Here is a 23159-nt window from a genome sequence, read left to right as displayed (position 1 = left end):
AATAGGATAAAGATTTAGAAAAGGACTTTGGTTTATGAAAAGGTACTTGTTAGGGATTTTTATTCTTTTTTTGAGTTTATTTTTTGCTGGAACGGTGTCAGCTTTAGACTATCAAATCCAGTCATATCAAGGAGATTTGGAGATCCACGCCGATAATACAGCCACCTATACAGAAGAGGTGACTTATCATTTTGATGATGATTACAATGGCCAGATGGTCTCCCTAGGCTCAGCAGGAAAGATGCCAGAAGGCTTTGCTATTGATTCAGATCCAAAAGTTTCTGTGAAAACGAATGGAGTCGTAAAGTATGACTTTGAGCCACGAGTCACGGATTTAGGAGATGGCTACGAGGTTAAGATTTACAATGCTGGTAAAGAAGGCGACACGGTCAAAGTAACAGTCACATGGAACCTGACCAATCTTCTGTTTCTCCATAAAGATATTGCAGAGCTCAAATGGACGCCGATCAGTGATTGGGAAGAAGAGCTGCAAAATGTGACGATTAAGGTTTGGGGCCTGGGAACTTGGACCTTAACGGACATGTATGTCCATACAGGTTATTTTGGCCAATCGGCCACTATAAATAGGGACCGAGGTGATTATCGGATACAGCTATCTCATTTGCCTAGCAGGAAGAAGGTTGAACTGCATGGATATTGGCATCGCCAAGCTCTGCATCAGGCAGTAGAGGATCCAAAAGCGACCGACTATCTACAGACTTTTCAAGCAGTTGAGAAAGAGATTGTAGCTAAGAGCCAGTTTTATCATCGCTTGGGGAAAGTTTATCTGCCACTTTTGGGCTTGTTCTTGCTGATGCTTTCGGGGATATTTTATCTGATTTTTCGGATTAAGATTCGCCCTAGCCAAGCTTTTCCTAAAGACGCTCGGCTCTATGAAGCTCCGCAAGATCTGGCCCCTCTCATTGTAGCGGCCAATATCTTTGCTGTGGATATGAGGGAAGTTGATCCGACCAGTGGCGGACGGGCGCATTTAAAATTTGAAAATCTAGTGCAGGCAACCTTGCTGGATTTGATGGATCGAGGCTACATAGAGCTTTTAGGAACTGCAGACAAGCCAATCTTGAAACCAACTTCTAAAAAAGGTTTGTCAGAGTTTGAAGGTCAATTCCTACAGATGGCATTTGGTGACCATAAACAGGCGGCTGTAGCAGACTTGTTTGAATCTTATCAGATTTCAGAAGACCTGTATAAAAATAAAAAATCAACAGATGAAGCACGAATCCGCCAAATAGGTAATCGGATAAAAACTCGCTTTTCAACTGATTTAAACCTTTTGTCTGAACAAGTATTAAAGGAGATTCGGAAGCTAAACTTGCTGGATCACTATCGTCCTTTGAAACGAGGAGAAAAGCTTCTCTTGTGGTTGGCTCTAATGGCAAGTTTCCTTGCTTTTGGCTTGTCTCTCTTGACATTTTTTATCTATTTGATCAAGCTAGACGGTTTTATTTGGTCCTATCTTCCGCTTGCAGCTGTTGCTTCGGTGTTGACCGTTCTGCTGGGCAGGGCCTTGCAGTTATATCAGCGGGATGGTGTCTTGAGCGATGAGGGAGCCCACGATTTCTATCTCTGGAATAGCTTTGCGAATATGCTACGCTATATCGCTCGCCTATACGATACCGAGGTAGAGGGCATTGTTCTGTGGAACCGACTTTTGGTCTATGCTACCCTATTTGGCTATGCGGATCGTGTTAGTCGGGTCATGAAGCTGCGTCAGATTTCCTTGGAAAACGCGTCTATGAATACTTATGTACAATACAATCTTCATCCTATTTTTTACGCAAGTTCCCATAGTTTTTCAAATTATGGCCACATTGCCTCGACGGCCAGTCATTTCTCTGTTTCATCGGGAGGCGGAGCAGGAGGTGGCTTCTCTGGTGGCGGTGGAGGCGGCGGGGGCGGAGCCTTTTGATAAAAAGCTTGCTAAAGCCCTTGAGAAAGCTTTTCCTCTCCTCCAATATGTGGTATAATAAATGTTAAAGTTGTTTTAGGAGTTATCTATGTTTATTATTGAAATTTTAAAGTCCATTATTTATGGAATTGTTGAAGGAATTACAGAGTGGCTACCCATTTCGAGTACCGGCCACTTGATTCTGATTCAAGATTTTATTAAGTATAAAAATGAAAATCCAGCCTTCATGGAAATGTTCAATGTTGTCATTCAACTGGGAGCCATCTTGGCGGTTGTGGTGATTTATTTTGATAAGCTCAACCCTTTTAAACCAGGGAAAACAGCTCGTCAAATTCAGCTGACATGGCAGCTCTGGGCCAAGGTAGTCGTTGCTGCTTTGCCAGCTGCAATCATCGGTCTTTTCCTAGACGATTGGTTTGAAGAACATTTTTATAATCTGGTATCCGTCGCAATCATGCTGATTATCTACGGGGTTGCCTTTATCTATCTGGAAAAACGAGAGCAGGTGGAACCGACTGTTACAGAATTGAGTAGACTTCCTTATCAAACCGCTCTTTATATCGGTCTTTTCCAAGTTTTGTCCCTCTTTCCAGGAACTAGTCGTTCAGGTGCGACCATTGTCGGTGGTCTCTTGAATGGTGTCAGCCGACCAGTTGTGACAGAGTTTACTTTCTACTTGGGTATTCCAATCATGTTTGGTGCAAGTGGGCTGAAAATCCTGAAATTTATTATCAAGGGTAATTCTTTAGGTTTCGATCAATTATTCCTTTTATTGGTAGCGATGGGAGTGGCCTTCGGTGTCAGTCTTTATGTGATTCGCTTCCTGACAGACTATGTCAAGAATCATGACTTTACAATCTTTGGTAAATATCGGATCGGACTCGGAGTTTTGCTGTTGGTTTACGGTCTGATCAAGGTCATTATTGGTTAATCAAGGCTTGGGAAATTTTCCCAGCCTTTTCTTATTTGACCAGTTGTTTTTTTGAAATAAGTTTAGAATTTTAGTATAATAGAAAGACTATGAAAGTATGAGGTTGATGAGATGGAAGTGAAACAGATTAATGATTCGACGATTAAAATCACCATTCAGTTGGAAGATTTGGAAGAACACGGAATGGAAATTGCAGATTTCCTAGTTCCCCAAGAAAAAACAGAAGAGTTTTTCTATACTATTTTGGATGAGCTGGAAATGCCGGAAAGCTTTTTAGACAGTGGTATGCTAAGCTTTCGAGTGACGCCTAAGCCAGACAAGCTGGATGTCTTTGTGACGAGATCCAAGATTGATAAGAATTTGAATTTTGAAGACTTGGGTAATCTACCAGACATGGATGAACTTAGCCAGATGTCGCCAGATGAATTCTTAAAGACTTTGGAAAAAAATATCTTTGAAAAGAGTAAGGATGACCTTGAGGCGGTCAAATCTTTAGAAGCAGCAGAGGCTGATCAGGAGGCCTCTGTAGATTCTTCAGAAGATAGGGAAGAAAATCTAGACCGTTATGTCTACTATATTTTGTCATTTACTGATTTGCAGAGTGCAGTTTCTTTCGCCAAAACGGTTGACTACCCAATAGACCTATCAGAACTTTATAAATATGACTCTGCCTATTACCTGACTATTTTGGTAGATTTGGAAGAGCAACCTGCTCTTTATCCAGCTTGGTTACTGGCTAAAATGCGTGAATTTGCTGAGGATACAGATATTACACGTTCTGTCCTACAAGAACACGGGCGTCTGCTTTTGGTGACAGAAGCCATCCAACAGTTGCAGAAAGTTGAATGCGTATGATTGCTTTTCCATTGAAGTTCATTTTGGTGCTGCTGGCGACATTTTTTGTTGGAGTTTTGCTGACTCCCCTCGTTCGGCTCTTGGCTTTTAAAATGGATGCAGTCGACTATCCTAATGCTCGACGAATCAATAAGAAGCCCATGCCGAGTGCAGGCGGTCTGGCAGTTGTGACGGCTTTTACCTTGGCAACTTTGGTCTTCATGCCGCAGATTGTTGGCGTCACTTTTTTTGAACAGACTTATTTTGACTATATTTGGCCGGTTGTGTTGGGGGGCTTGCTTGTTGCCCTGACGGGGCTTATCGACGATATTAAAGAATTAAGTCCTTTGATGAAGTTAGGGGGGATTGTGCTGGCTGCCTGCCTGATTTGGTGGCTGACGGATTTCCGCTTGGATGACTTTAAGATTCCTTTTGGTGGTCCCCATCTCTTTTTCCCACCTTGGTTATCTTTTATTCTGACCATTCTCTGGATTGTCTCTATTACCAATGCGGTCAATCTCATGGATGGTTTAGACGGTCTTGTCAGCGGGGTCTCCATTATTTCCTTGCTGACTATGGGCATTGTTTCCTACTTTTTCTTACCGGGTCATAATTTATTCCTGACTTTGACAATCTTGGTTTTAGTTGCCTCTATTGCTGGCTTCTTTCCTTACAATTATCATCCAGCCATTATATATGGAGGGGATACGGGGGCTCTTTTCATCGGTTTTATGATTTCGGTCCTGTCTCTACAAGGCTTGAAAAATGCGACGGCGGTAGCGATTGTCACGCCTATGATTATTTTGGGTGTACCGATTACCGATACTTTTTTAGCAATCGTTCGTCGGACTTTGTCTGGTCAGAAATTTTACCAGCCTGACCGCCACCACCTTCACCATAGGCTCTTGTCCTTAGGATTGACACATCGGGGAACAGTTCTGGTTATCTATGGAATTTCGATGATTTTCTCAATGATTTCCCTCCTGCTAAATGTATCGACCCGCATCGGTGGCCTCCTCCTCGTAATTGGTCTTCTGCTAGGTGTTGAACTCTTGGTAGAACTAATAGGGGTTCTGGGGCCGCAGAGGACGCCTCTGCTCAATATCCTGCGCTTTATCGGAAACTCCTCTTATAGAGAAGAAGTTCGAGAGAAGAGATACCAAAAGAAACACAAACAAGAATAGTTCTAAACAAAATAAAAGCCTTTTGGGCTTTTTTTTGGTATACTAAAGTATGTAAATCAGCTAAGCAAAGAAAGGAAAAAGAAATGTCTGTCTTAGAAATCAAAGATCTTCATGTTGAAATTGAAGGGAAAAAAATTCTCAAAGGAGTAAATCTTACTCTGAAAACGGGAGAAGTTGCAGCGATCATGGGTCCAAATGGAACAGGGAAATCTACCTTGTCTGCAGCCATTATGGGCAATCCTAACTACGAAGTGACTCAAGGAGAGGTGCTTTTTGATGGGGTTAATATCTTGGAGCTAGAAGTGGATGAACGAGCTCGTATGGGTCTTTTCCTTGCGATGCAGTATCCTAGTGAAATTCCTGGTATTACTAATGCAGAGTTTCTCCGTGCGGCCATGAATGCTGGCAAGGAAGACGATGAAAAAATCTCTGTCCGCGACTTCATTACTAAACTAGATGAAAAGATGGAATTGCTCAACATGAAAGAAGAGATGGCTGAGCGCTACCTTAATGAAGGTTTTTCAGGTGGTGAGAAAAAACGCAATGAAATCCTGCAGTTGCTCATGCTAGAGCCAACTTTTGCGCTTTTGGATGAGATTGACTCAGGTCTGGATATCGACGCTCTCAAGGTCGTGTCTAAAGGGGTCAACGCTATGCGTGGAGAGGGCTTTGGCGCTATGATCATCACCCACTACCAACGCCTGCTCAACTATATCACTCCAGACGTGGTTCATGTCATGATGGAGGGGAAAGTTGTTCTTTCTGGCGGTCCAGAATTGGCAGTTCGCTTGGAAAAAGAAGGCTATGCCAAATTGGCTGAAGAGTTGGGCTTCAACTATACTGAAGAAGTCTAGTCAAACATTCTTTTGACTTTGATAAAAGATAGGAGAATGACATGACGAAAGAATTAATTCACGAATTTTCACAAGTTCACGCAGAACCAGTATGGTTGGCTGATCTCCGTCAGCAGGCCTTTGACCGGATTGATCAACTGGACTTGCCAGTTATTGAGCGGGTTAAATTTCACCGCTGGAATCTGGGAGACGGACGGATTGCTGATAGCGAGCCTTTGACCAATGTGCCAGATTTCACGGCTCTTGGAGACAATCTCAAGTTCATCCAAATGGGAACCCAAACTGTCCTTGAGCAATTGCCAGCTGACTTGGCAGCCCAAGGTGTGGTCTTCACTGATTTCCACACAGCTTTGGAAGAGATACCAGAGTTAGTAGAGAAGCATTTTATGTCTGCGGTCAAGTATGACGAGGACAAATTGGCGGCTTATCACACTGCCTATTTTAACAGCGGTGCGGTTCTTTATGTACCGGACAATGTTGAGATTGACCAGCCGATTGAAGGAATTTTTTATCAGGACAGCGAAAGCGATGTTCCTTTTAACAAGCATATTTTGATTATCGCAGGCAAGCATTCCAAGGTTAACTACTTGGAACGCTTGGAAACTTACGGCGAGGGCTCTGTTCCAGCAACTGCCAATATCACTGTCGAAGTTATTGCTCAGGCTGGAGCTCAGATTAAGTTTTCAGCTATTGACCGTTTGGGCGAAAATGTAACGGCTTATATCAGCCGTCGTGGTAAGCTGGATAATGATGCCATGATTGACTGGGCTATCGGCGTTATGAACGAAGGCAATGTCGTGGCTGACTTTGATAGCGACCTTTACGGTAATGGAAGCCATGCGGATATGAAAGTAGTGGCGCTCTCAAGTGGCAAGCAGGTTCAGGGGATTGATACCCGCGTAACTAATTATGGCTGCAACTCTATCGGAAATATCCTGCAGCACGGGGTTATCCTAGAAAAAGGAACCTTGACTTTCAATGGTATCGGACATATTATCAAAGGCGCTAAGGGAGCAGATGCGCAGCAGGAAAGCCGAGTTCTTATGCTGTCTGATCAAGCACGCTCAGATGCTAATCCCATCCTTTTGATTGATGAGAACGATGTGACAGCTGGTCACGCAGCTTCTATCGGCCAGGTGGATCCAGAGGATATGTACTACCTCATGAGTCGGGGTCTTGATAAGGCGACAGCTGAGCGCTTGGTCGTGCGCGGCTTCTTAGGCTCAGTGATTGTAGAAATCCCTGTTAAAGAAGTCCGTGATGAAATGATTGAAAATATCGATATTATTCTCGCAAAAAGATAAAAAGCTGGGCCTTGTCCCGCGTAAGTAGATAGGAGTCTTTATGTCTGGATTTAATGCAGAAGCAATCAAGCAAGATTTTCCCATTTTGGACCAAATTGTCAATGATGAGCCTTTGGTTTATTTGGACAATGCGGCGACAACCCAGAAACCCAAGCAGGTGCTGGCGGCTATCGAGAACTACTATCTTAGGGACAATGCCAACGTCCACCGCGGTGTGCATACGCTAGCCGAGCGAGCGACAGCGGCCTATGAAGCAGCTAGGGAAAGAGTTCGTTCTTTTATCAATGCGGCTTCTAGCAGAGAAGTCCTCTTTACGCGAGGAACCACGACGAGTCTCAATTGGGTGGCTCAGTTTGCGGCTGAAAGTCTGCAGCCTGGTGATGAAGTGCTGATCTCTATCATGGAGCATCATTCCAATGTCATTCCTTGGCAGGAAGCTTGTAGGAAGACTGGAGCCAAGTTGGTCTATGTCTATCTCAAAGACGGTGCTCTGGATATGGAGGATTTCCGTGCCAAGCTCAATGAGCGAACAAAGTTTGTCTCTCTGGCTCATGCTTCCAATGTCCTGGGTGTCATCAACCCCATCAAGGAGATTGCCCAGTTGGTTCATCAGCAAGGAGCGCTTTTGGTGGTAGATGGAGCTCAATCCATTCCGCACATGAAGATTGATGTGCAGGATTTGGATGTGGACTTCTTCGCCTTTTCAGGGCATAAGATGGCAGGTCCAACTGGTATCGGGGTTCTCTATGGCAAGGAAGAGTTGCTGGAGCAGATGTCGCCGGTCGAGTTCGGTGGCGAAATGATTGATTTCGTCTATGAGCAGGAAGCGACCTGGAAGGAACTTCCTTGGAAATTTGAGGCCGGCACTCCGAATATGGCAGGAGCAATCGGACTTGCGGCGGCCATTGATTATTTGGAAGACTTGGGGATGGATGCCATTGCTCAGCATGAGCAGGACCTGATTGCCTACGTATTTCCTAAGTTACAGGCTGTGGAAGGCTTGACCATTTATGGCTCTCAGGATTTGGCCCAGCGCTCAGGCGTGATTGCCTTTAATCTGGATGGTCTCCATCCACATGATGTCGCAACAGCTCTAGATTATGAAGGAGTGGCTGTTCGGGCGGGTCACCATTGTGCTCAGCCTTTGCTCACCTACCTGCAGGTGCCAGCGACTGTGCGGGCCAGCTTTTATATCTACAATACCTATGCGGATTGTGACAAGTTGGTAGATGCTTTAGAAAAGACAAAGGAGTTTTTCAATGGCGCTTTCTAAGTTAGACAGTCTATACAAGGCGGTTGTGACCGATCACTCGGCTCACCCCCATCATCATGGGAAACTGGAAGATGTGGAGCAGGTAGTCCTCAATAATCCGACCTGTGGTGATGTCATCAGCCTGTCTGTGAAGTTTAATGCTGAAAATCAGATTGAGGATATTGCCTTTGTAAATTCCGGCTGTACTATCTCAACGGCTTCGGCCAGCATGATGACGGATGCGGTTCTGGGCAAGACAAAAGAGCAGGCGCTGGAATTAGCAGAAGTCTTCTCGCAGATGGTTCAGGGCCAAGAAGACAGTCGCCAGAAAGAATTGGGAGATGGAGCCTTTTTGGCTGGCGTTGCCAAATTCCCGCAGCGGATTAAGTGTGCGACCTTGGGTTGGAATGCCCTTAAGCGAGCAATTGAAGAAGATAAAAAGTAAGAATGTGAAAGGAAATTATGTCAGAAGAAAGAGTAGAACCAAAACCAATTGATCTTGGTGAGTACAAGTTTGGTTTCCATGACGATGTTGAGCCTGTTATCTCGACAGGGAAAGGGCTGAATGAAGCGGTCATTCGTGAGCTTTCTGCAGCCAAGAATGAACCAGAATGGATGTTGGATTTTCGCCTTAAGTCCTACGAGGTTTTCAAGAAGATGCCAATGCAGACTTGGGGACCAGATTTGTCAGAAATTAATTTTGATGACTTGATTTATTACCAAAAGGCCTCTGATAAGCCAGCTAGAAGCTGGGATGAAGTGCCTGAGAAGATCAAGGAAACCTTTGAGCGGATTGGGATCCCAGAAGCAGAGCGAGCTTACCTTGCTGGTGCAGCTGCCCAGTATGAGTCCGAAGTGGTCTACCACAATATGAAGGAAGAGTTCCAAAAGCTAGGAATCGTCTTCACAGATACCGACTCAGCTCTTAAGGAATACCCAGAGCTCTTCAAGCAGTATTTTGCTAAGATGGTCCCTCCAACAGATAACAAGCTAGCAGCTCTCAACTCCGCCGTCTGGTCTGGTGGTACCTTTATCTATGTGCCAAAAGGTGTCAAAGTGGATATTCCGCTACAAACCTATTTCCGTATCAACAATGAAAATTCCGGTCAATTTGAACGCACCTTGATTATCGTTGATGAGGGAGCAAGTGTTCACTACGTAGAAGGGTGTACAGCGCCTACTTATTCAAGCAACAGCTTACATGCGGCTATTGTCGAGATCTTTGCTCTTGATGGTGCCTATATGCGCTATACGACCATTCAAAACTGGTCTGATAATGTCTACAATCTCGTAACTAAGCGAGCTCGGGCTATGAAAGATGCGACAGTTGAGTGGATTGATGGAAACTTGGGTGCCAAAACAACCATGAAGTACCCATCTGTTTACCTTGATGGAGAAGGGGCGCGTGGTACCATGCTTTCTATTGCCTTTGCCAATGCTGGTCAACATCAGGATACAGGGGCTAAGATGATCCACAATGCGCCACACACTAGTTCATCTATCGTTTCCAAGTCCATTGCCAAGGGCGGAGGTAAGGTGGACTACCGTGGACAAGTGACCTTTGCTCGCAATTCTAAGAAATCTGTCAGCCATATCGAGTGTGATACCATTATTATGGATGATTTGTCTGCTTCAGATACTATTCCATTTAATGAAATTCACAACTCACAGGTAGCTTTGGAGCATGAAGCTAAGGTTTCTAAGATTTCCGAAGAGCAGCTTTACTATCTTATGAGCCGTGGCCTATCGGAATCCGAAGCAACAGAAATGATTGTCATGGGCTTTGTTGAGCCATTCACCAAAGAACTTCCAATGGAATACGCTGTTGAGCTGAACCGTCTCATCAGCTATGAAATGGAAGGGTCTGTTGGATAAAAAGAGGCGCTGACCTCTTTTTAATTGTGAATAAATCTTTGCTTAAGCAAAGTGTTTAAAAAATTCAGAGGATCTGTTAAACAGTAGCGGATACTCGATTGCGAGTTAACCCTCAAAGAACTTTTTTTTATTACGTTAAACGTTTACAAACTATAGAAATACCGCGAATCAATTGATTCGCGGTATTTCTTTTATAACTTCTCATTGACAAAGCGGATGAAGTCGTTCCACCAGACTTTGAAAACGATAGCTTTTTCAACCTTTTTTTCTGTAATCATAGAAATAGAAGTTTTCTTATTTTCGATGTAGCCCTGGCCGATTGGCTCAGAATCTGTATAAGTGAGGGTGCCCACTACACTACCCTTTTTCAAGGGTGCCTGCAGCTCCTGTGGACTTGGAGTAAAGGTGACTTTATGTTCAGCCTGATTGGCTATCCGTTCTAGGATTACCAGGTCCTCACTAGCAACTGCAGCGACCTTATCCTCTTGGCTGTCTCTAATAGCTACTTGGGAGTTGTTGTATCTTTCCCCTTTTTTGACAAGGACTGTCGGAGAGAAATTCTGTGTAACGTAGGTCATTAGGCTAGATGTAACGCCAAAACGGGTATTAGGGTCGTTATCTTCTTGTGCGACTCCTAAAACGACTGTGATCAATCGCATCCCTTTTTCACTTGTCACGCCGACAAATGAAACACCATTCTGCTCAGACCCGCCTGTCTTCAACCCCTTCACTCCTGTCCGAAAACTAGGAGAGCCTTCCAACATTAAATTGGGATTTTCTAGTTGGATTCCTGCAAAATTCACATGAGATTTGGAAGTGATGCCAAGGACCTCTGGGTAGTCATCAATCAGATGTGAAGCAATCACAGCTATATCATAAGCACTGAACTTATTGACAGTCTCTTGTTTTTTCTTGCTTTTAGAATTCTCTGCGACCTCCTCTTCGGTATTGGTAGTTTCTAGCGAACCATCTAGTAAACGAATATCTGTACCAGTAGCATTTACAATGGTTGCATCAGAAATATTCCATTCTTTGAGTTTGGCTTTCATCATTTTGACAAAATTTTCCTCGCTTCCACCAACTTTTTCTGCCAGAGCAATGGTAGCGCTGTTGGCACTGGCCAAAAGAGAGGCATTCAGTAAGTCCTTTACCTTGTAGCGTCTCGCTTCCAGAGGCAGGTTCGCGATAGAGGGATTTACTGTCAGCTGGTAAGCATAATCAGAAATATCAACCTCAGTTTCTAGGCTCAGTTTGCCATCAGCAATGGCCTCGTAAACCAGATAAGCAGTCAAAATGTTAGTAATAGCACCGACTTCTAGTGGGCTTGTAGCCTCCTTTTCATAGAGGATTTTTCCTGAGTTTGCATCGACAGCAATGGCACTTTTAGCGGCAATTTCATAGTCATCTGCCAGAACGGGCTTGGCAATCAGGCCAAAGAATAGCAGTAGGAATATAAAAAGTTTTTTCATTTCTTTCCCCTAGATTAGTAGTAAGTATATTGTAACATAAAAAAGCCGATATTTTTGCCAAACCTATTCAAGATTCTTTGTAAAACATTGAGCAAATTTTTATTTATAAGAATTTCTGTATTTTTATGAAAATATATGAAAATGCATAGAAATTTTCCTATATTTTGTTTCAATAAGAATAAGAAAAATGCATAGAAATTTAAATTTTTCTAAAATAAGACTTGTATTTGTCTAGAAATGATGTATAATAATACATAATCTAAAGAAGGAGATTTGCTCATGAAAAAATCTAAATGGTTGGCTATTACTGGTTTGGTTGCAGCATCAGCGCTATTCTTAGCTGCTTGTGGCAAGCCAAGCACCAGCTCGGCAAAGACATATTCTTATGTCTATAATACAGATCCAGATACATTGGATTATGTAAATTCCAATCGTTCCTCCACTTCTGACGTTATTGCCAATTTGGTCGACGGTCTTTTAGAAAATGATCAATATGGGAATCTTATCCCTTCATTGGCTGAAGACTGGACTGTGTCTAAAGATGGCCTAACTTATACTTATAAGTTGCGTAAGGATGCTAAATGGTACACAGCAGAAGGTGAAGAATATGCTGCTGTCAAGGCACAAGACTTTGTAACAGGGCTCAAGCACGCTGCAGATGAAAAATCAGAAGCATTACCAATCGTGCAAAACTCTATCAAGGGATTAGATGCTTATATCAAAGGGGAAAGCAATGATTTCTCTACTGTAGGTGTCAAGGCAATCGACGATTATACAGTCCAATACACCCTGAATCAGCCAGAAAGCTATTGGAATTCTAAGACAACCATGGGCATTCTCTTCCCGATTAACGAAGAATTTCTGAAGAAGGAAGGTAAGGACTTTGGTACCGTGAAACCTTCCGGTATCCTCTACAATGGTCCGTATGTATTAAAGTCATTTACTTCTAAGTCTGTTATCGAATATTCTAAAAACCAAAACTATTGGGACAAGGACAATGTGAAGATCGAAGATGTCAAGTTGACTTACTACGATGGTTCTGACCAGGAGTCATTGATCCGTAACTTTACTGATGGTGCTTACACACAAGCTCGTCTCTATCCGACTAGCTCAAACTACGCATCAGTAGAGAAGAAATACAAAGACAACATCATCTTTACTCCACAAAACTCAACTAGCTATTTCTATGCTTTTAACTTGAATCGTCAGGCTTATAGCCACACTTCTAAGACAGATGCCCAAAAGGCTGCTAGCAAAGAAGCGATTCAAAATAAAGACTTCCGTCAGGCAATTAACTTCGCTTTTGACCGTAAATCCTTTGGTGCTCAGATGAATGGTAATGAAGGAGCAACGAAAATCATCAGAAGCTTGCTTGTACCTCCTAGTTTTGTGCAAGTAGATGGCAAGGATTTCTCGGATGTCGTTGAATCACAGTTGGCTTCTTATGGGGATGAATGGCAAGGTGTCAAATTAGCTGATGCCCAGGACAGCATTTACAACCCAGATAAGGCCAAGGCAGAATTTGCTAAGGCAAAAGAAGCTTTGCAAGCACAGGGAGTTGAATTCCCAATTCATCTAGATGTACCAGTTGACCAAACTGATAAAATCATGGTGCAGCGGACCAACTCTTTCAAACAATCTGTTGAGGCAGCTCTAGGCCAAGAAAACGTTGTGATTGACGTGCATCAAATGTCATCAGACGATTTTGATAACTCTACTTACTTCGCAGAAACAGCTGCCCAAAAGGACTATGACCTCAATATGTCTGGTTGGTCAGCAGACTACCAAGACCCAGTGACTTATCTGAATATCTTTAACCCAGAGACAGGGGATATCTTGGACAATATTGGTCTGACAAAAGGCCAAAACCAAGACCTTGCTTCCAAAGTTGGTTTAACGGACTACAAAGCGCTTTTGGATCAGGCAGATGCAGAAAAGCAAGATACCAATGCTCGCTATACGAAATATGCAGCAGCGCAGGCTTGGTTAACAGATAGTTCCATTGTGATCCCGTCTATTTCTGCAGGTGCCTCACCAATGGTTCAAAAAGTTGTACCATTTACCAAAGCCTACTCTTATGTAGGTATCAAGGGTGATGTCTATGTATTTAAGGGAATGGAGCTTCAAGATAAGGTTCTGACAGTAGCTGATTATCAAAAAGCATTGGAAAAATGGGAAAAAGAAAAAGAAGAATCAAATAAAAAAGCTCAAGAAGAGTTAGCAAGTCACGTTAAATAAAAGAAAAGAGGCTGGGACAAAAGTCCTAGCCTCTTTTCTTTGGATTGTAGAGCAAGACGCAGTGGCTGAGTGGGCTCTACTACGCTGATTTCATCATCTTTTACAGCCCTACTAACTGTGCGGAGGTGGGACGACGAAATCGAATTCTAACGAATTACCGATTTCTGTCCCACTCTCTTTTAAAGTAGAAAATCCTATATTTCGTTTATTTTTTTGAACTGTTGAGTTTCTCCTTAAGGAGAAATAAGAAAAGGTCCGATTGTTTCGGACCTTTCATTGTTTATTTTGGTGCGATGACTTCTAAGCCACCCATGTAAGGACGTAGGACTTCAGGAATGGTCACAGAACCATCTTCATTTTGGTAATTTTCCAAGATAGCAGCGACTGTGCGTCCGACAGCCAATCCAGAACCATTGAGAGTGTGGAGGAGTTTGACCTTGCCATCTGCTTCGTCACGGTAGCGGATTTGGGCACGACGAGCTTGGAAATCTTCTGTGTTAGAGCAGCTAGAGATTTCACGGTAGGTGTTCTGAGCTGGAATCCAGACTTCTAAGTCGTAGGTTTTAGCAGCTGAGAAGCCCATGTCGCCAGTAGAAAGAGCAACAACGCGGTAAGGAAGATTGAGCTTTTGCAGGATGTTTTCTGCATTGGCAGTCATCTTTTCTAGCTCTTCATAAGATTCTTCTGGCTTGGCAAATTTCACCATTTCAACCTTGTGGAATTGGTGTAGGCGGATCAGACCGCGCGTGTCACGACCAGCAGAACCAGCTTCAGAACGGAATGATGGGCTCATAGCTGTGAAGTAGATTGGCAAGTCTTTGCCGTCTAGAATTTCGTCTCGATAGTAGTTGGTCAGTGGAACTTCAGCAGTCGGAATGAGCACGAAGTTAGTGTCGCTCAGTTCAAACGTATCTTCTTTGAACTTAGGATATTGCCCGGTACCAAACATAGAGTCATGGTTGACCATATAGGGAGTGATGACTTCTGTATAACCTTCTTTGCCATGCTCATCCAGCATGAAGTTGTAGATAGCGCGCTCCAAACGAGCTCCCAAGCCCTTGTAGAAGAGGAAACGGGCTCCCGTAACTTTTGCTCCACGCTCCCAGTCCAGGATATCCAAATCTTCACCCAAATCCCAGTGAGCCTTAGCTTCAAAGTCAAATTGGCGCGGTGTACCCCAGCGACGGACCTCTACATTGTCATCCTCGTCTGCCCCGACTGGCACGCTATCGTGCGGAATGTTTGGCAGGGTTGTGGTGAACTCGGTCAATTTAGCATCCAATTCAGCCAAAGTAGCATCCAAATCCTTGACTTCAGCAGATAGTTTTTGCATGGCTGCAATCTTGTCATCTGCATTTTCTTTGTTGCGCTTAGCTTGGGCAATCTCTGCAGAAACGGTGTTGCGTTCTGCTTTGAGATTTTCTACTTTCACCAGCAAATCACGTCGTTGCTCATCAATTTCCTTCATTTGATTGAGCACATCAGCTGCTACGCCACGGGTAGCTAATTTCTCTGCGACAGCATCAAAGTCTGTACGAATACGTTTTAAATCTAACATAAGACCTCCAAAAATAAAAGCACACCGAGGAAACTGTTGGAGCGGCTAGGCCGCGGTTCCATCCAACTTCACAGGTGTGCACTTGATTATGTATGTAGTTGTATTGCAACGGTAGAATTTCACACTAGGCTCCTATCTGCTCGCAGCACCCGCAGACTTTCTGAAAGAAGCGATAGTCTTACTTATCCGTTTCCTAGATTATACAGGATTTTCTATTTTTTTGCAAATAGATTTTTAAAGAATTGGCCAATTGTTTGGATCAAAGTAGGCAATTTGACGACTTTCTCATTCCCGATATGTTGCCGTGCAATTTTGAGAATCTTTCCAGTGTCTTTTGAGGCAAAGAGAAACTTGCCCTTATCCGTAAACACTTCGAAATGTCGACTGATATTTTTCCCAGAGACATTGGCACCGATCTGCTGAATGCTAGACCAAGGTAGCTGGATATAGTCTTCTACATTGGCGTCAGCGTAGAATTCCAGTGCGACATCACCGACCAAAAACTTCCCAACCTTGCCACCCAAACCCAGATAGGAAACTCCTGTCGTTTGAAATTCAATCGATTTATTTTGCGATTGCGCCATAGAACATCTCCCTTTTAAATGATATAGCTATTATACCACAATAAAAAGAAGGCCGAAACCTTCTTTTTGATTACATCAAACCAGCAACGTGAGCTAGTACACCAACTACAAAGAGAGCGATGATGATAGTGATAGGGGATACTTTCTTCTTAAGCAACCACATACAAGCGAAAGTTAGAAGCAGCCCCATCAAACCAGGAATCAAGGAATCCAAGTTTTGTTGGAAAGTTGTAACTTTTTCAGGGGTTTGAGATAGTCCTTGACCTACTTGAGCAAAGGCTTCTTGGATACCCTTATAGCCACTAGACAATTTGTCCCAATGGATATATGCTTTATCATCTAGCTTAACAGATGAAACGTTAAAGACAAACTTAATTGATACCCAGCGCTCAACCAGAACAGCCAAGATAAACATACCTAGGATTGAAGCGCCTTTGGTAATGTCTTGGAGGATACCACCAGACATGTCTTTAGTGATTTCAGAACCAGCCTTGTAGCCCAATTCTTGTGTGTACCAGAGGAAAGTCATACGGATAGCATTCCAAGCTACAAAGAAGATAAGTGGACCGATGATATTTCCTGTCAAAGCAAGAGATGCCCCAAGTGCACCAAGGATAGGACGAACTGTGAACCAGAAGACAGGGTCTCCGATACCAGCCAGAGGTCCCATCATGCCGATTTTAACCCCTTGGATAGCCGCATCGTCAATTGCTGCACCATTTGCTTTTTCTTCTTCAAGTGCAAGTGTAACTCCGATGATTGGAGCTGCAACATACGGGTGAGTATTGAAGAATTCCAAGTGACGCTCAAGAGCAGCAGCTTGATCTTCTTTTTTAGTATAAAGTTTCTTAATGGCTGGAATCAGTGAATAAGCCCAGCCCAGGTTTTGCATACGTTCGTAGTTCCAAGAACCTTGCAAGAAAGTAGAACGCCACCAAACTTTTTGACGGTCAGCCTTTGAAAGAGTCAATTTTCCTGACTCATCAGATTTTACAGTATTTAATTCTGTCATGATAGTGTGTCTCCTTTCTTAGTAGTCTTCTAGGATGTCGCCGATTGGATCGTTAGATGAAGCTGTTGCTCCGCTACCACCATTTCCGCCTTTTTTAGACAGGGCAAGGTAGATGAGGGCAATAGCGACACCAATTGCACCAAGGGCAATTAGAGTGAGTTCGCTGACAGCAGCCAAAGCGAAACCAATAGCGAAGAATGGCCATACTTCACGAGTTGCCATCATGTTGATAACCATGGCATAACCAACGGCAACGACCATACCACCACCGATTTGCATACCTTCTGATAGCCAAGCTGGCATAGCTTCAAGAGCAGATTTAACAGACTCAGCAGGAATCATCAAAAGCAGTGCTGCAGGGATAGCAATGCGTGCTCCTTGCATGAAGAGAGCGATGAAGTGAGCGCGTTCAACGCCTTTGAAGTCTCCTTTTTTCGCAGCAGCATCTGCACCGTGAACCAAACCGACTGACAAAGTACGGACAATCATAGTCAAGAAGAGACCAGCAACAGCAAGTGGAATAGCAACACCTTGTGCTACAGCGATTCCTTTGCTTGAGAAGTCTCCACCCAGTACCATGATGATGGCAGCGGCAACAGAAGCGAGGGCCGCATCAGGTGCTACAGCAGCTCCGATATTAGCCCAGCCAAGAGCGATCAGCTGGAGAGAGCCACCCAGCATAACACCGGCTGCCAAATTACCAGTTACCAGTCCAATCAAGGTACAAGCAACCAGCGGTTGGTGGAATTGGAATTGGTCCAAGATACCTTCAAGACCAGCTAGGAAGGCAACAAAGACTACTAAAACCATAGAAATAATAGACATGTTTTAAATCCTTTCATAATAATATGAGAGCGAAACGTTTCAGATTATTGAACGTTGGCTTTGTTAATTAAGTCAAACAAATCTTTCTTAGAGTCATTTGGTACTTTACGTACGTCGAATTCAACTCCGAGATCACGTAATTTTTCGTAAGTTGCCACATCGTCCTTGTCCATTGACAGAACGTTGTTGACCATTGTCTTACCAGTTGAGTGAGCCATTGAGCCGACGTTGAGAGTCTTGATTGGCACACCGCCTTCGATAGCGCGTAGGGCATCTTGCGGAGTTTCAAATAAGATAAGAGCGTGCGTATTACCAAAGCGTGGATCTTTTGAGACAGCAATCAGCTTATCAATTGGAACAACGTTTGCTTTAACATTACCAGGTGCAGCTTGTTTGATGAGTTCTTTACGAAGTTCATCTTTAGCTACTGAGTCAGAAGCTACGATGATACGGTCTGCTTTTGAATCTGGAGTCCAAGCTGTCGCAACTTGTCCGTGCAACAAACGAGTATCGATACGAGCAAGGTTGATTTTGAGCTGGCCGTCTCCGATAACAGTTCCTTCTGGGATAGCTGCTTGAGCAACTGGTGCAGCAGCAGGAGCAGCGCTTTCTAGGACTGGATTTAGCTCTTCTGGGAGTGCTTTTACGCCTTCCTTAGCTTCCTTAATAATGTTTGCAACGACAGCATCTACGCCAGCGTTTGCATCCATCATGCGCTCTGTGTAGGCTTGAATTAGCATAGGCAAGTTCAAACCTGTAATAATAGCGAACTTGCGGTCTGGATTTTCACCCATGACACGGCTAGCTTGGTTAAATGGAGACCCACTCCAAAGGTCAGCCAAGACCAATACCTCATCGTTCGCATCAAACGAAGCCACAGCGTCATTGAATTTTGCATACAGATCATCAGGACCTTCGTTTGGCATGAAAGTTACAACTTGAACTTTTTCTTGCTCACCAAAAATCATAGAACCTGACTGATGAATGCCGGCAGCAAATTCACCGTGGCTGGCAATAATGATTCCAATACTCATTATTGTTTTTCCTCCTTATAAAATGTTTGACTTAAGTTTAAGAAAACTTTAAGGCTAACTATTATTATAAAACGTTTTCATGAAAAATGCAAGTACCTGAGTCAAAGTAACAAGGATTTTCAAAGTTTATTTTTGTAGAGAAATCCTATTCTATCAAGCTTTTCTGGCTGTTTCTTCCTAATAAATAATTAGATAAAGAATAGGTTTTTAAAGTAAATAGGTTAATATATGAAAGTGTTTGAAAATTTCTATGAAAATGCTTATCTGATAAATTGATAGAAAGTAAATTTATAATTTACATAGGAAGAATTTATAGCTGAAGCTCAAGAAGTATTTTACAAATTATCTATTTTCTGCTATAATCTTTTACAGAGAGAATTCTCATTGTCTACTTTTTAGCGAGTCTGGGTTGGTGGGAGCCGGATAGGGAAGCAGTGCAGATGGCGCTTTCGGTTATAATTTCAAAAGTAATGAAGTAATAAATTAGGGTGGAACCGCGTCTTGACGCCCCTAGGTAAATAGCCTAGGAGTGTCGGATGTGGTTCTTTTGCTTGTTCAAACAGAACAGAGGATGAGCCTAGTGCTAGAAATAAAAATAAAGGAGTAACAAATGTCTAAAAAATTGACTTTTCAAGAAATTATCTTGACTTTACAGCAGTTCTGGAATGACCAAGGCTGTATGCTCATGCAGGCTTATGATAATGAGAAGGGGGCGGGAACCATGAGTCCCTATACCTTCCTGCGGGCTATTGGGCCAGAGCCTTGGAATGCGGCCTATGTAGAGCCGTCTCGCCGACCAGCAGATGGTCGTTATGGGGAAAATCCGAACCGTCTTTATCAGCACCATCAATTTCAGGTAGTCATGAAGCCGTCTCCAAGCAATATCCAAGAACTTTATTTGCAGTCTTTGGAGCTCTTGGGTATCAATCCGCTGGAGCACGACATCCGCTTTGTCGAGGATAACTGGGAAAATCCGTCAACTGGCTCGGCTGGTCTGGGCTGGGAAGTCTGGCTGGATGGTATGGAAATCACTCAGTTCACATACTTCCAGCAGGTCGGAGGTCTGCCAACTCAGCCGGTGACTGCTGAGGTGACTTATGGTCTGGAGCGTCTGGCTTCTTATATCCAAGAAGTGGACTCAGTCTATGACATTGAGTGGGCTGATGGCGTTAAGTACGGCGAAATTTTCACTCATCCTGAGTATGAACATTCCAAATACAGCTTTGAGGTCAGCGACCAAGACTTGCTCTTGGGGAATTTTGAGAAGTTTGAAGCGGAAGCCAAGCGCTGTCTGGACGAGCATCTAGTGCACCCGGCCTATGACTATGTTCTCAAATGCTCGCATACCTTTAACCTCTTGGATGCGCGTGGTGCTGTATCTGTGACAGAGCGTGCTGGTTACATCGCTCGTATTCGTAATCTGGCTCGTGTTGTGGCTAAGACCTTTGTTGCTGAGCGCAAGCGTCTAGGCTACCCACTTTTGGATGCAGAGACTCGCGAGAAACTCTTGGCAGAGGAGGGAGAATAATCATGGTAAAAAATTTATTAGTTGAACTAGGCTTGGAGGAAATGCCAGCCTATGTCGTGACACCGAGCATGAAGCAGCTGCGCGACAAGATGGGAGCCTTCCTGACAGACCATCGTCTGACCTTTGAGAAAATTGAAATGTTCTCAACGCCTCGTCGTTTGGCGGTGCGCGTGGTTGGCTTGGCGGACAAGCAGTCCGACTTAACAGAAGATTTTAAAGGCCCTTCTAAGAAAATCGCACTGGACGCAGATGGTAACTTTACCAAGGCTGCCGAAGGTTTTGTCCGTGGTAAGGGCTTGACGGTTGAGGACATTACTTTCCGTGAAATCAAGGGAGAAGAATACGTCTATGTGACCAAGGAAGAAGTCGGTCGCCCGGTAGAGGAAATCATCCCAGCAGTGACGGAAGTCCTGCAAGCTCTGACATTCCCTGTCAGCATGCACTGGGCCAACAACACCTTTGAATACATCCGCCCTGTCCACACCTTAACTGTACTCTTAGATGAGCGGGCCTTTGACTTGGATTTCTTGGACATCAAGAGCGGTCGTACTAGTCGTGGACATCGCTTTTTGGGGCAAGAAACAGAGATTGCTTCAGCAAATTCCTATGAAGATGACCTACGGGCTCAGTTTGTCATTACCAATCCTCTTGAGCGGGAAAAGATGATTATTGAACAGATTCGGGCATTAGAGCAGGAGCACGGTGTTTCTATCGAGATTGACGAAGACCTGCTCAATGAAGTCTTGAATCTGGTAGAATATCCAACTGCTTTCTTGGGTAATTTTGATGCCAAATACTTAGAAGTGCCTGAGGAAGTCTTGGTAACTTCCATGAAAGAGCACCAGCGTTACTTTGTTGTGCGCGATGCTGAAGGCAAACTTTTGCCGCACTTCATCTCTGTCCGCAACGGAAATGCAGAGCATCTGGAAAATGTCATCAAGGGAAATGAGAAAGTATTGGTGGCTCGTCTGGAAGATGGGGAATTCTTCTGGCGGGAAGACCAAAAGCTGGCTATTGCTGACTTGGTTGAAAAGCTGAGCAATGTGACCTTCCATGAAAAGATAGGCTCTCTGGCAGAGCATATGGAGCGGACTGGCAAGATTGCTGCTCTCTTGGCACAAGAGGCAGGATTGGATGCTGAGGAGACAGCTGACTTGGCTCGTGCAGCGGCTATTTATAAGTTTGATTTGCTGACTGGCATGGTTGGGGAATTTGATGAGCTGCAAGGTATCATGGGTGAAAAGTATGCTCTGCTGGCTGGTGAGAATGCTGCGGTCGCAGCTGCCATTCGGGAGCACTATATGCCGACTTCAGCCGATGGCGAATTGCCTGACACCAAGGTCGGAGCCGTCTTGGCTCTGGCTGATAAGCTGGATACCATTCTGTCCTTCTTCTCAGTTGGCTTGATTCCAAGCGGTTCCAATGACCCGTATGCACTACGCCGTGCGACTCAGGGTGTCGTGCGTATCTTGGACAAGTTTGGTTGGAACATTGACTTGGCCCAGCTTCTTGGTCGACTTTACGAACTGAAGTTTGATAGTCTAAGTTATGACAATCAAGAGGCTGTGCTGGACTTCTTCCGTGCCCGTGTTGAGAAGATGATGGATCGCAGTATTCCGAAAGATATCGTGACAGCTGTTCTTCAAAGCACTCACTTCGTTGTACGCGATTTGGTAGAAACAGCTGCGCTTCTAGCGGAAAAAGCCAAAGAAGACAACTTTAAGTCAGCAGTGGAAAGCCTGTCTCGAGTCTTCAATCTAGCTGAGAAAGCTCAAGGGCAGACAGCTGTCAATCCAGCTCTCTTTGAAAATCAAGAGGAAAAAGACCTGGCTGCGGCCATTGAAAAAGTGGAGTTGACAGCTGACTTAGCTGCCAATCTGGACCAACTCTTTGCCCTCAGTCCAGTTATTGACTCTTTCTTTGACCACACCATGGTCATGGTAGAAGATGAGGCTGTGCGTAACAACCGCCTAGCTCTCCTCGCATCTCTGACAGCAAAGGCGGGACAGCTGGCCCAGTTTAATCAGATTAATACCAAATAACAGGTAAGAGAGGTAGAATCATGGATCCTAAAAAAATTGAACGCATCAACGAACTGGCTAAAAAGAAAAAAACCGAAGGCTTAACTGCTGAGGAAAAAGTGGAACAAGCCAAGCTTCGTGAAGAGTACATCGAAGGCTACCGTCGCTCTGTTCGCCATCATATTGAAGGCATCAAGATTGTCGACGAGGAAGGCAATGATGTGACACCTGAAAAATTGCGTCAAGTTCAACGCGAGAAAGGTCTTCATGGCCGCAGTTTGGATGATCCAAATTCATAACAACAAGAAAAAGAGAGAGTGGGACAGAAATCGGTAATTCGTTAGAATTCGATTTCGTCGTCCCACCTCCGCACAGTTGAGTAGGGCTGTAAAAGCTGATAAAATAAGCGTAGTAGAGCCCACTCAACCACTGCGTCTTGCTCTACAATCCAAAGACAATTGAAGAGTCTAGGACTTTTTATACGAAAACTCAAAAGAGCGCAAAAAGACTCCCCTTGTGATATAATGAAAGTGAAAAAATTGTATTAGGCTACTGGCTCGTCTCTAGTAGCCTTTTTTGTAGCACAAACTCCTGATAAGTGAGATTTTCTTTCAAAAGGATATAAGCTATTTTAAGAAGTTGATGTGCGAGTGCAATAGTTGCTTTTTGCGGTCCTCTCCTGCTTCGAATCTGGTAATAACGCTCTGCTAGTGGGCTTCCTTTTTG

19 protein-coding genes and 1 pseudogene are annotated in these 23159 nt (G+C 43.9%); 13 read left to right on the top strand and 7 right to left on the bottom strand.

What is annotated here, in order from left to right:
- Nucleotides 1-34 precede the first annotated feature (34 nt).
- From D8793_RS00100 to sufB, 9 genes are all read left to right on the top strand, one after another.
- The gene (locus tag D8793_RS00100) at nucleotides 35-1930 is read left to right on the top strand and encodes a DUF2207 domain-containing protein (protein WP_125371104.1); all 1896 of its coding nucleotides are present in this window, start codon (nucleotides 35-37) and stop codon (nucleotides 1928-1930) included.
- A gap of 88 nt (nucleotides 1931-2018) precedes the next feature.
- The gene (locus D8793_RS00095) at nucleotides 2019-2861 is read left to right on the top strand and encodes an undecaprenyl-diphosphate phosphatase (RefSeq protein ID WP_125371103.1); all 843 of its coding nucleotides are present in this window, start codon (nucleotides 2019-2021) and stop codon (nucleotides 2859-2861) included.
- A gap of 111 nt (nucleotides 2862-2972) precedes the next feature.
- Complete coding sequence (mecA, locus tag D8793_RS00090; RefSeq protein WP_125371102.1) at nucleotides 2973-3716, top strand: adaptor protein MecA; 744 nt, start codon at nucleotides 2973-2975, stop codon at nucleotides 3714-3716.
- Entirely contained in the window at nucleotides 3707-4879 is a 1173-nt protein-coding gene (locus D8793_RS00085; protein ID WP_125371101.1) for a glycosyltransferase family 4 protein, read from the top strand. Before mecA ends, D8793_RS00085 begins: the two co-directional genes overlap by 10 nt.
- Before the next feature lie 83 nt (nucleotides 4880-4962).
- Nucleotides 4963-5733 carry a Fe-S cluster assembly ATPase SufC gene (gene sufC, locus D8793_RS00080; RefSeq protein WP_005591767.1) on the top strand — a complete coding sequence of 257 codons (771 nt, stop codon included), beginning with the start codon at nucleotides 4963-4965 and terminating at the stop codon, nucleotides 5731-5733.
- A 41-nt stretch (nucleotides 5734-5774) separates the two neighbouring features.
- Nucleotides 5775-7037, top strand: coding sequence for a Fe-S cluster assembly protein SufD (sufD, locus tag D8793_RS00075; RefSeq protein WP_125371100.1), 1263 nt, complete (start codon nucleotides 5775-5777; stop codon nucleotides 7035-7037).
- A gap of 40 nt (nucleotides 7038-7077) precedes the next feature.
- A complete protein-coding gene (locus D8793_RS00070; protein ID WP_125371099.1) occupies nucleotides 7078-8310 on the top strand; it encodes a cysteine desulfurase in 1233 nt (410 codons plus the stop codon).
- Nucleotides 8297-8734 carry a Fe-S cluster assembly sulfur transfer protein SufU gene (gene sufU, locus D8793_RS00065; protein ID WP_002902442.1) on the top strand — a complete coding sequence of 146 codons (438 nt, stop codon included), beginning with the start codon at nucleotides 8297-8299 and terminating at the stop codon, nucleotides 8732-8734. Before D8793_RS00070 ends, sufU begins: the two co-directional genes overlap by 14 nt.
- A 17-nt stretch (nucleotides 8735-8751) precedes the next feature.
- Nucleotides 8752-10164: a Fe-S cluster assembly protein SufB gene (gene sufB, locus D8793_RS00060; protein ID WP_125371098.1), complete on the top strand. Its 1413-nt coding sequence runs from the start codon at nucleotides 8752-8754 to the stop codon at nucleotides 10162-10164.
- Between the two features lie 191 nt (nucleotides 10165-10355).
- Here the strand turns inward: sufB and pbp3 are convergent, their stop codons facing one another.
- Nucleotides 10356-11633 carry a D-alanyl-D-alanine carboxypeptidase PBP3 gene (gene pbp3 / locus D8793_RS00055; RefSeq protein ID WP_125371097.1) on the bottom strand — a complete coding sequence of 426 codons (1278 nt, stop codon included), beginning with the start codon at nucleotides 11631-11633 and terminating at the stop codon, nucleotides 10356-10358.
- Between the two features lie 279 nt (nucleotides 11634-11912).
- Between pbp3 and D8793_RS00050 the strand changes: the two genes are divergently transcribed.
- Nucleotides 11913-13871, top strand: a complete 1959-nt coding sequence (locus D8793_RS00050) for a peptide ABC transporter substrate-binding protein (protein WP_185761022.1) — start codon at nucleotides 11913-11915, stop codon at nucleotides 13869-13871.
- A gap of 280 nt (nucleotides 13872-14151) precedes the next feature.
- Here D8793_RS00050 and serS read toward each other — a convergent pair whose 3' ends face one another.
- The 5 genes from serS to D8793_RS00025 all read right to left on the bottom strand — a co-directional run bounded on the left by serS (nucleotide 14152) and on the right by D8793_RS00025 (nucleotide 18884).
- On the bottom strand, nucleotides 14152-15429 hold the full coding sequence (gene serS / locus D8793_RS00045; protein WP_125371095.1) for a serine--tRNA ligase: 1278 nt from the start codon (nucleotides 15427-15429) through the stop codon (nucleotides 14152-14154).
- Nucleotides 15430-15641: 212 nt separating this feature from the next.
- Entirely contained in the window at nucleotides 15642-16013 is a 372-nt protein-coding gene (locus D8793_RS00040) for a DUF956 family protein (protein ID WP_015605694.1), read from the bottom strand.
- A gap of 70 nt (nucleotides 16014-16083) precedes the next feature.
- On the bottom strand, nucleotides 16084-17025 hold the full coding sequence (locus D8793_RS00035; protein ID WP_125371094.1) for a PTS system mannose/fructose/sorbose family transporter subunit IID: 942 nt from the start codon (nucleotides 17023-17025) through the stop codon (nucleotides 16084-16086).
- A gap of 18 nt (nucleotides 17026-17043) precedes the next feature.
- On the bottom strand, nucleotides 17044-17850 hold the full coding sequence (locus tag D8793_RS00030; RefSeq protein ID WP_125371093.1) for a PTS mannose/fructose/sorbose transporter subunit IIC: 807 nt from the start codon (nucleotides 17848-17850) through the stop codon (nucleotides 17044-17046).
- Nucleotides 17851-17894: 44 nt separating this feature from the next.
- Nucleotides 17895-18884, bottom strand: coding sequence for a PTS sugar transporter subunit IIB (locus tag D8793_RS00025; RefSeq protein WP_125371092.1), 990 nt, complete (start codon nucleotides 18882-18884; stop codon nucleotides 17895-17897).
- Between the two features lie 610 nt (nucleotides 18885-19494).
- Here D8793_RS00025 and glyQ point away from each other — a divergent pair.
- The 3 genes from glyQ to D8793_RS00010 are packed head-to-tail and all read left to right on the top strand — an operon-like array spanning nucleotide 19495 to nucleotide 22732.
- Nucleotides 19495-20412, top strand: coding sequence for a glycine--tRNA ligase subunit alpha (glyQ, locus tag D8793_RS00020; RefSeq protein ID WP_002893545.1), 918 nt, complete (start codon nucleotides 19495-19497; stop codon nucleotides 20410-20412).
- 2 nt (nucleotides 20413-20414) lie between these two features.
- Complete coding sequence (gene glyS / locus D8793_RS00015; protein WP_125371091.1) at nucleotides 20415-22454, top strand: glycine--tRNA ligase subunit beta; 2040 nt, start codon at nucleotides 20415-20417, stop codon at nucleotides 22452-22454.
- Nucleotides 22455-22474: 20 nt separating this feature from the next.
- Entirely contained in the window at nucleotides 22475-22732 is a 258-nt protein-coding gene (locus D8793_RS00010) for a DUF896 family protein (protein ID WP_062123395.1), read from the top strand.
- A gap of 250 nt (nucleotides 22733-22982) precedes the next feature.
- On the opposite strand, the pseudogene D8793_RS12325 reads toward D8793_RS00010, so the two are convergent.
- Nucleotides 22983-23159: pseudogene (locus tag D8793_RS12325) on the bottom strand (IS110 family RNA-guided transposase); the annotation flags it as partial.

The organism is Streptococcus cristatus (genome assembly GCF_003943465.1).
GTDB classification, from domain to species: Bacteria; Bacillota; Bacilli; order Lactobacillales; family Streptococcaceae; genus Streptococcus; species Streptococcus cristatus_C.
Note: the sequence above shows the minus strand (reverse complement) of the source record. Positions and strands in the feature narration are given on the sequence as shown.

Bases quoted from the DNA above. Each gene is read 5' to 3' on its own strand.
- mecA (WP_125371102.1), top strand. From the start codon at position 2,973: ATGGAAGTGAAACAGATTAATGATTCGACGATTAAAATCACCATTCAG.
- D8793_RS00040 (WP_015605694.1), bottom strand. From the start codon at position 16,013: ATGGCGCAATCGCAAAATAAATCGATTGAATTTCAAACGACAGGAGTT.
- sufU (WP_002902442.1), top strand. From the start codon at position 8,297: ATGGCGCTTTCTAAGTTAGACAGTCTATACAAGGCGGTTGTGACCGAT.
- sufB (WP_125371098.1), top strand. From the start codon at position 8,752: ATGTCAGAAGAAAGAGTAGAACCAAAACCAATTGATCTTGGTGAGTAC.
- D8793_RS00050 (WP_185761022.1), top strand. From the start codon at position 11,913: ATGAAAAAATCTAAATGGTTGGCTATTACTGGTTTGGTTGCAGCATCA.
- D8793_RS00030 (WP_125371093.1), bottom strand. From the start codon at position 17,850: ATGTCTATTATTTCTATGGTTTTAGTAGTCTTTGTTGCCTTCCTAGCT.
- D8793_RS00085 (WP_125371101.1), top strand. From the start codon at position 3,707: ATGCGTATGATTGCTTTTCCATTGAAGTTCATTTTGGTGCTGCTGGCG.
- serS (WP_125371095.1), bottom strand. From the start codon at position 15,429: ATGTTAGATTTAAAACGTATTCGTACAGACTTTGATGCTGTCGCAGAG.
- D8793_RS00095 (WP_125371103.1), top strand. From the start codon at position 2,019: ATGTTTATTATTGAAATTTTAAAGTCCATTATTTATGGAATTGTTGAA.
- glyS (WP_125371091.1), top strand. From the start codon at position 20,415: ATGGTAAAAAATTTATTAGTTGAACTAGGCTTGGAGGAAATGCCAGCC.
- D8793_RS00035 (WP_125371094.1), bottom strand. From the start codon at position 17,025: ATGACAGAATTAAATACTGTAAAATCTGATGAGTCAGGAAAATTGACT.
- D8793_RS00100 (WP_125371104.1), top strand. From the start codon at position 35: ATGAAAAGGTACTTGTTAGGGATTTTTATTCTTTTTTTGAGTTTATTT.
- D8793_RS00025 (WP_125371092.1), bottom strand. From the start codon at position 18,884: ATGAGTATTGGAATCATTATTGCCAGCCACGGTGAATTTGCTGCCGGC.
- sufD (WP_125371100.1), top strand. From the start codon at position 5,775: ATGACGAAAGAATTAATTCACGAATTTTCACAAGTTCACGCAGAACCA.
- pbp3 (WP_125371097.1), bottom strand. From the start codon at position 11,633: ATGAAAAAACTTTTTATATTCCTACTGCTATTCTTTGGCCTGATTGCC.
- D8793_RS00010 (WP_062123395.1), top strand. From the start codon at position 22,475: ATGGATCCTAAAAAAATTGAACGCATCAACGAACTGGCTAAAAAGAAA.
- sufC (WP_005591767.1), top strand. From the start codon at position 4,963: ATGTCTGTCTTAGAAATCAAAGATCTTCATGTTGAAATTGAAGGGAAA.
- D8793_RS00070 (WP_125371099.1), top strand. From the start codon at position 7,078: ATGTCTGGATTTAATGCAGAAGCAATCAAGCAAGATTTTCCCATTTTG.
- glyQ (WP_002893545.1), top strand. From the start codon at position 19,495: ATGTCTAAAAAATTGACTTTTCAAGAAATTATCTTGACTTTACAGCAG.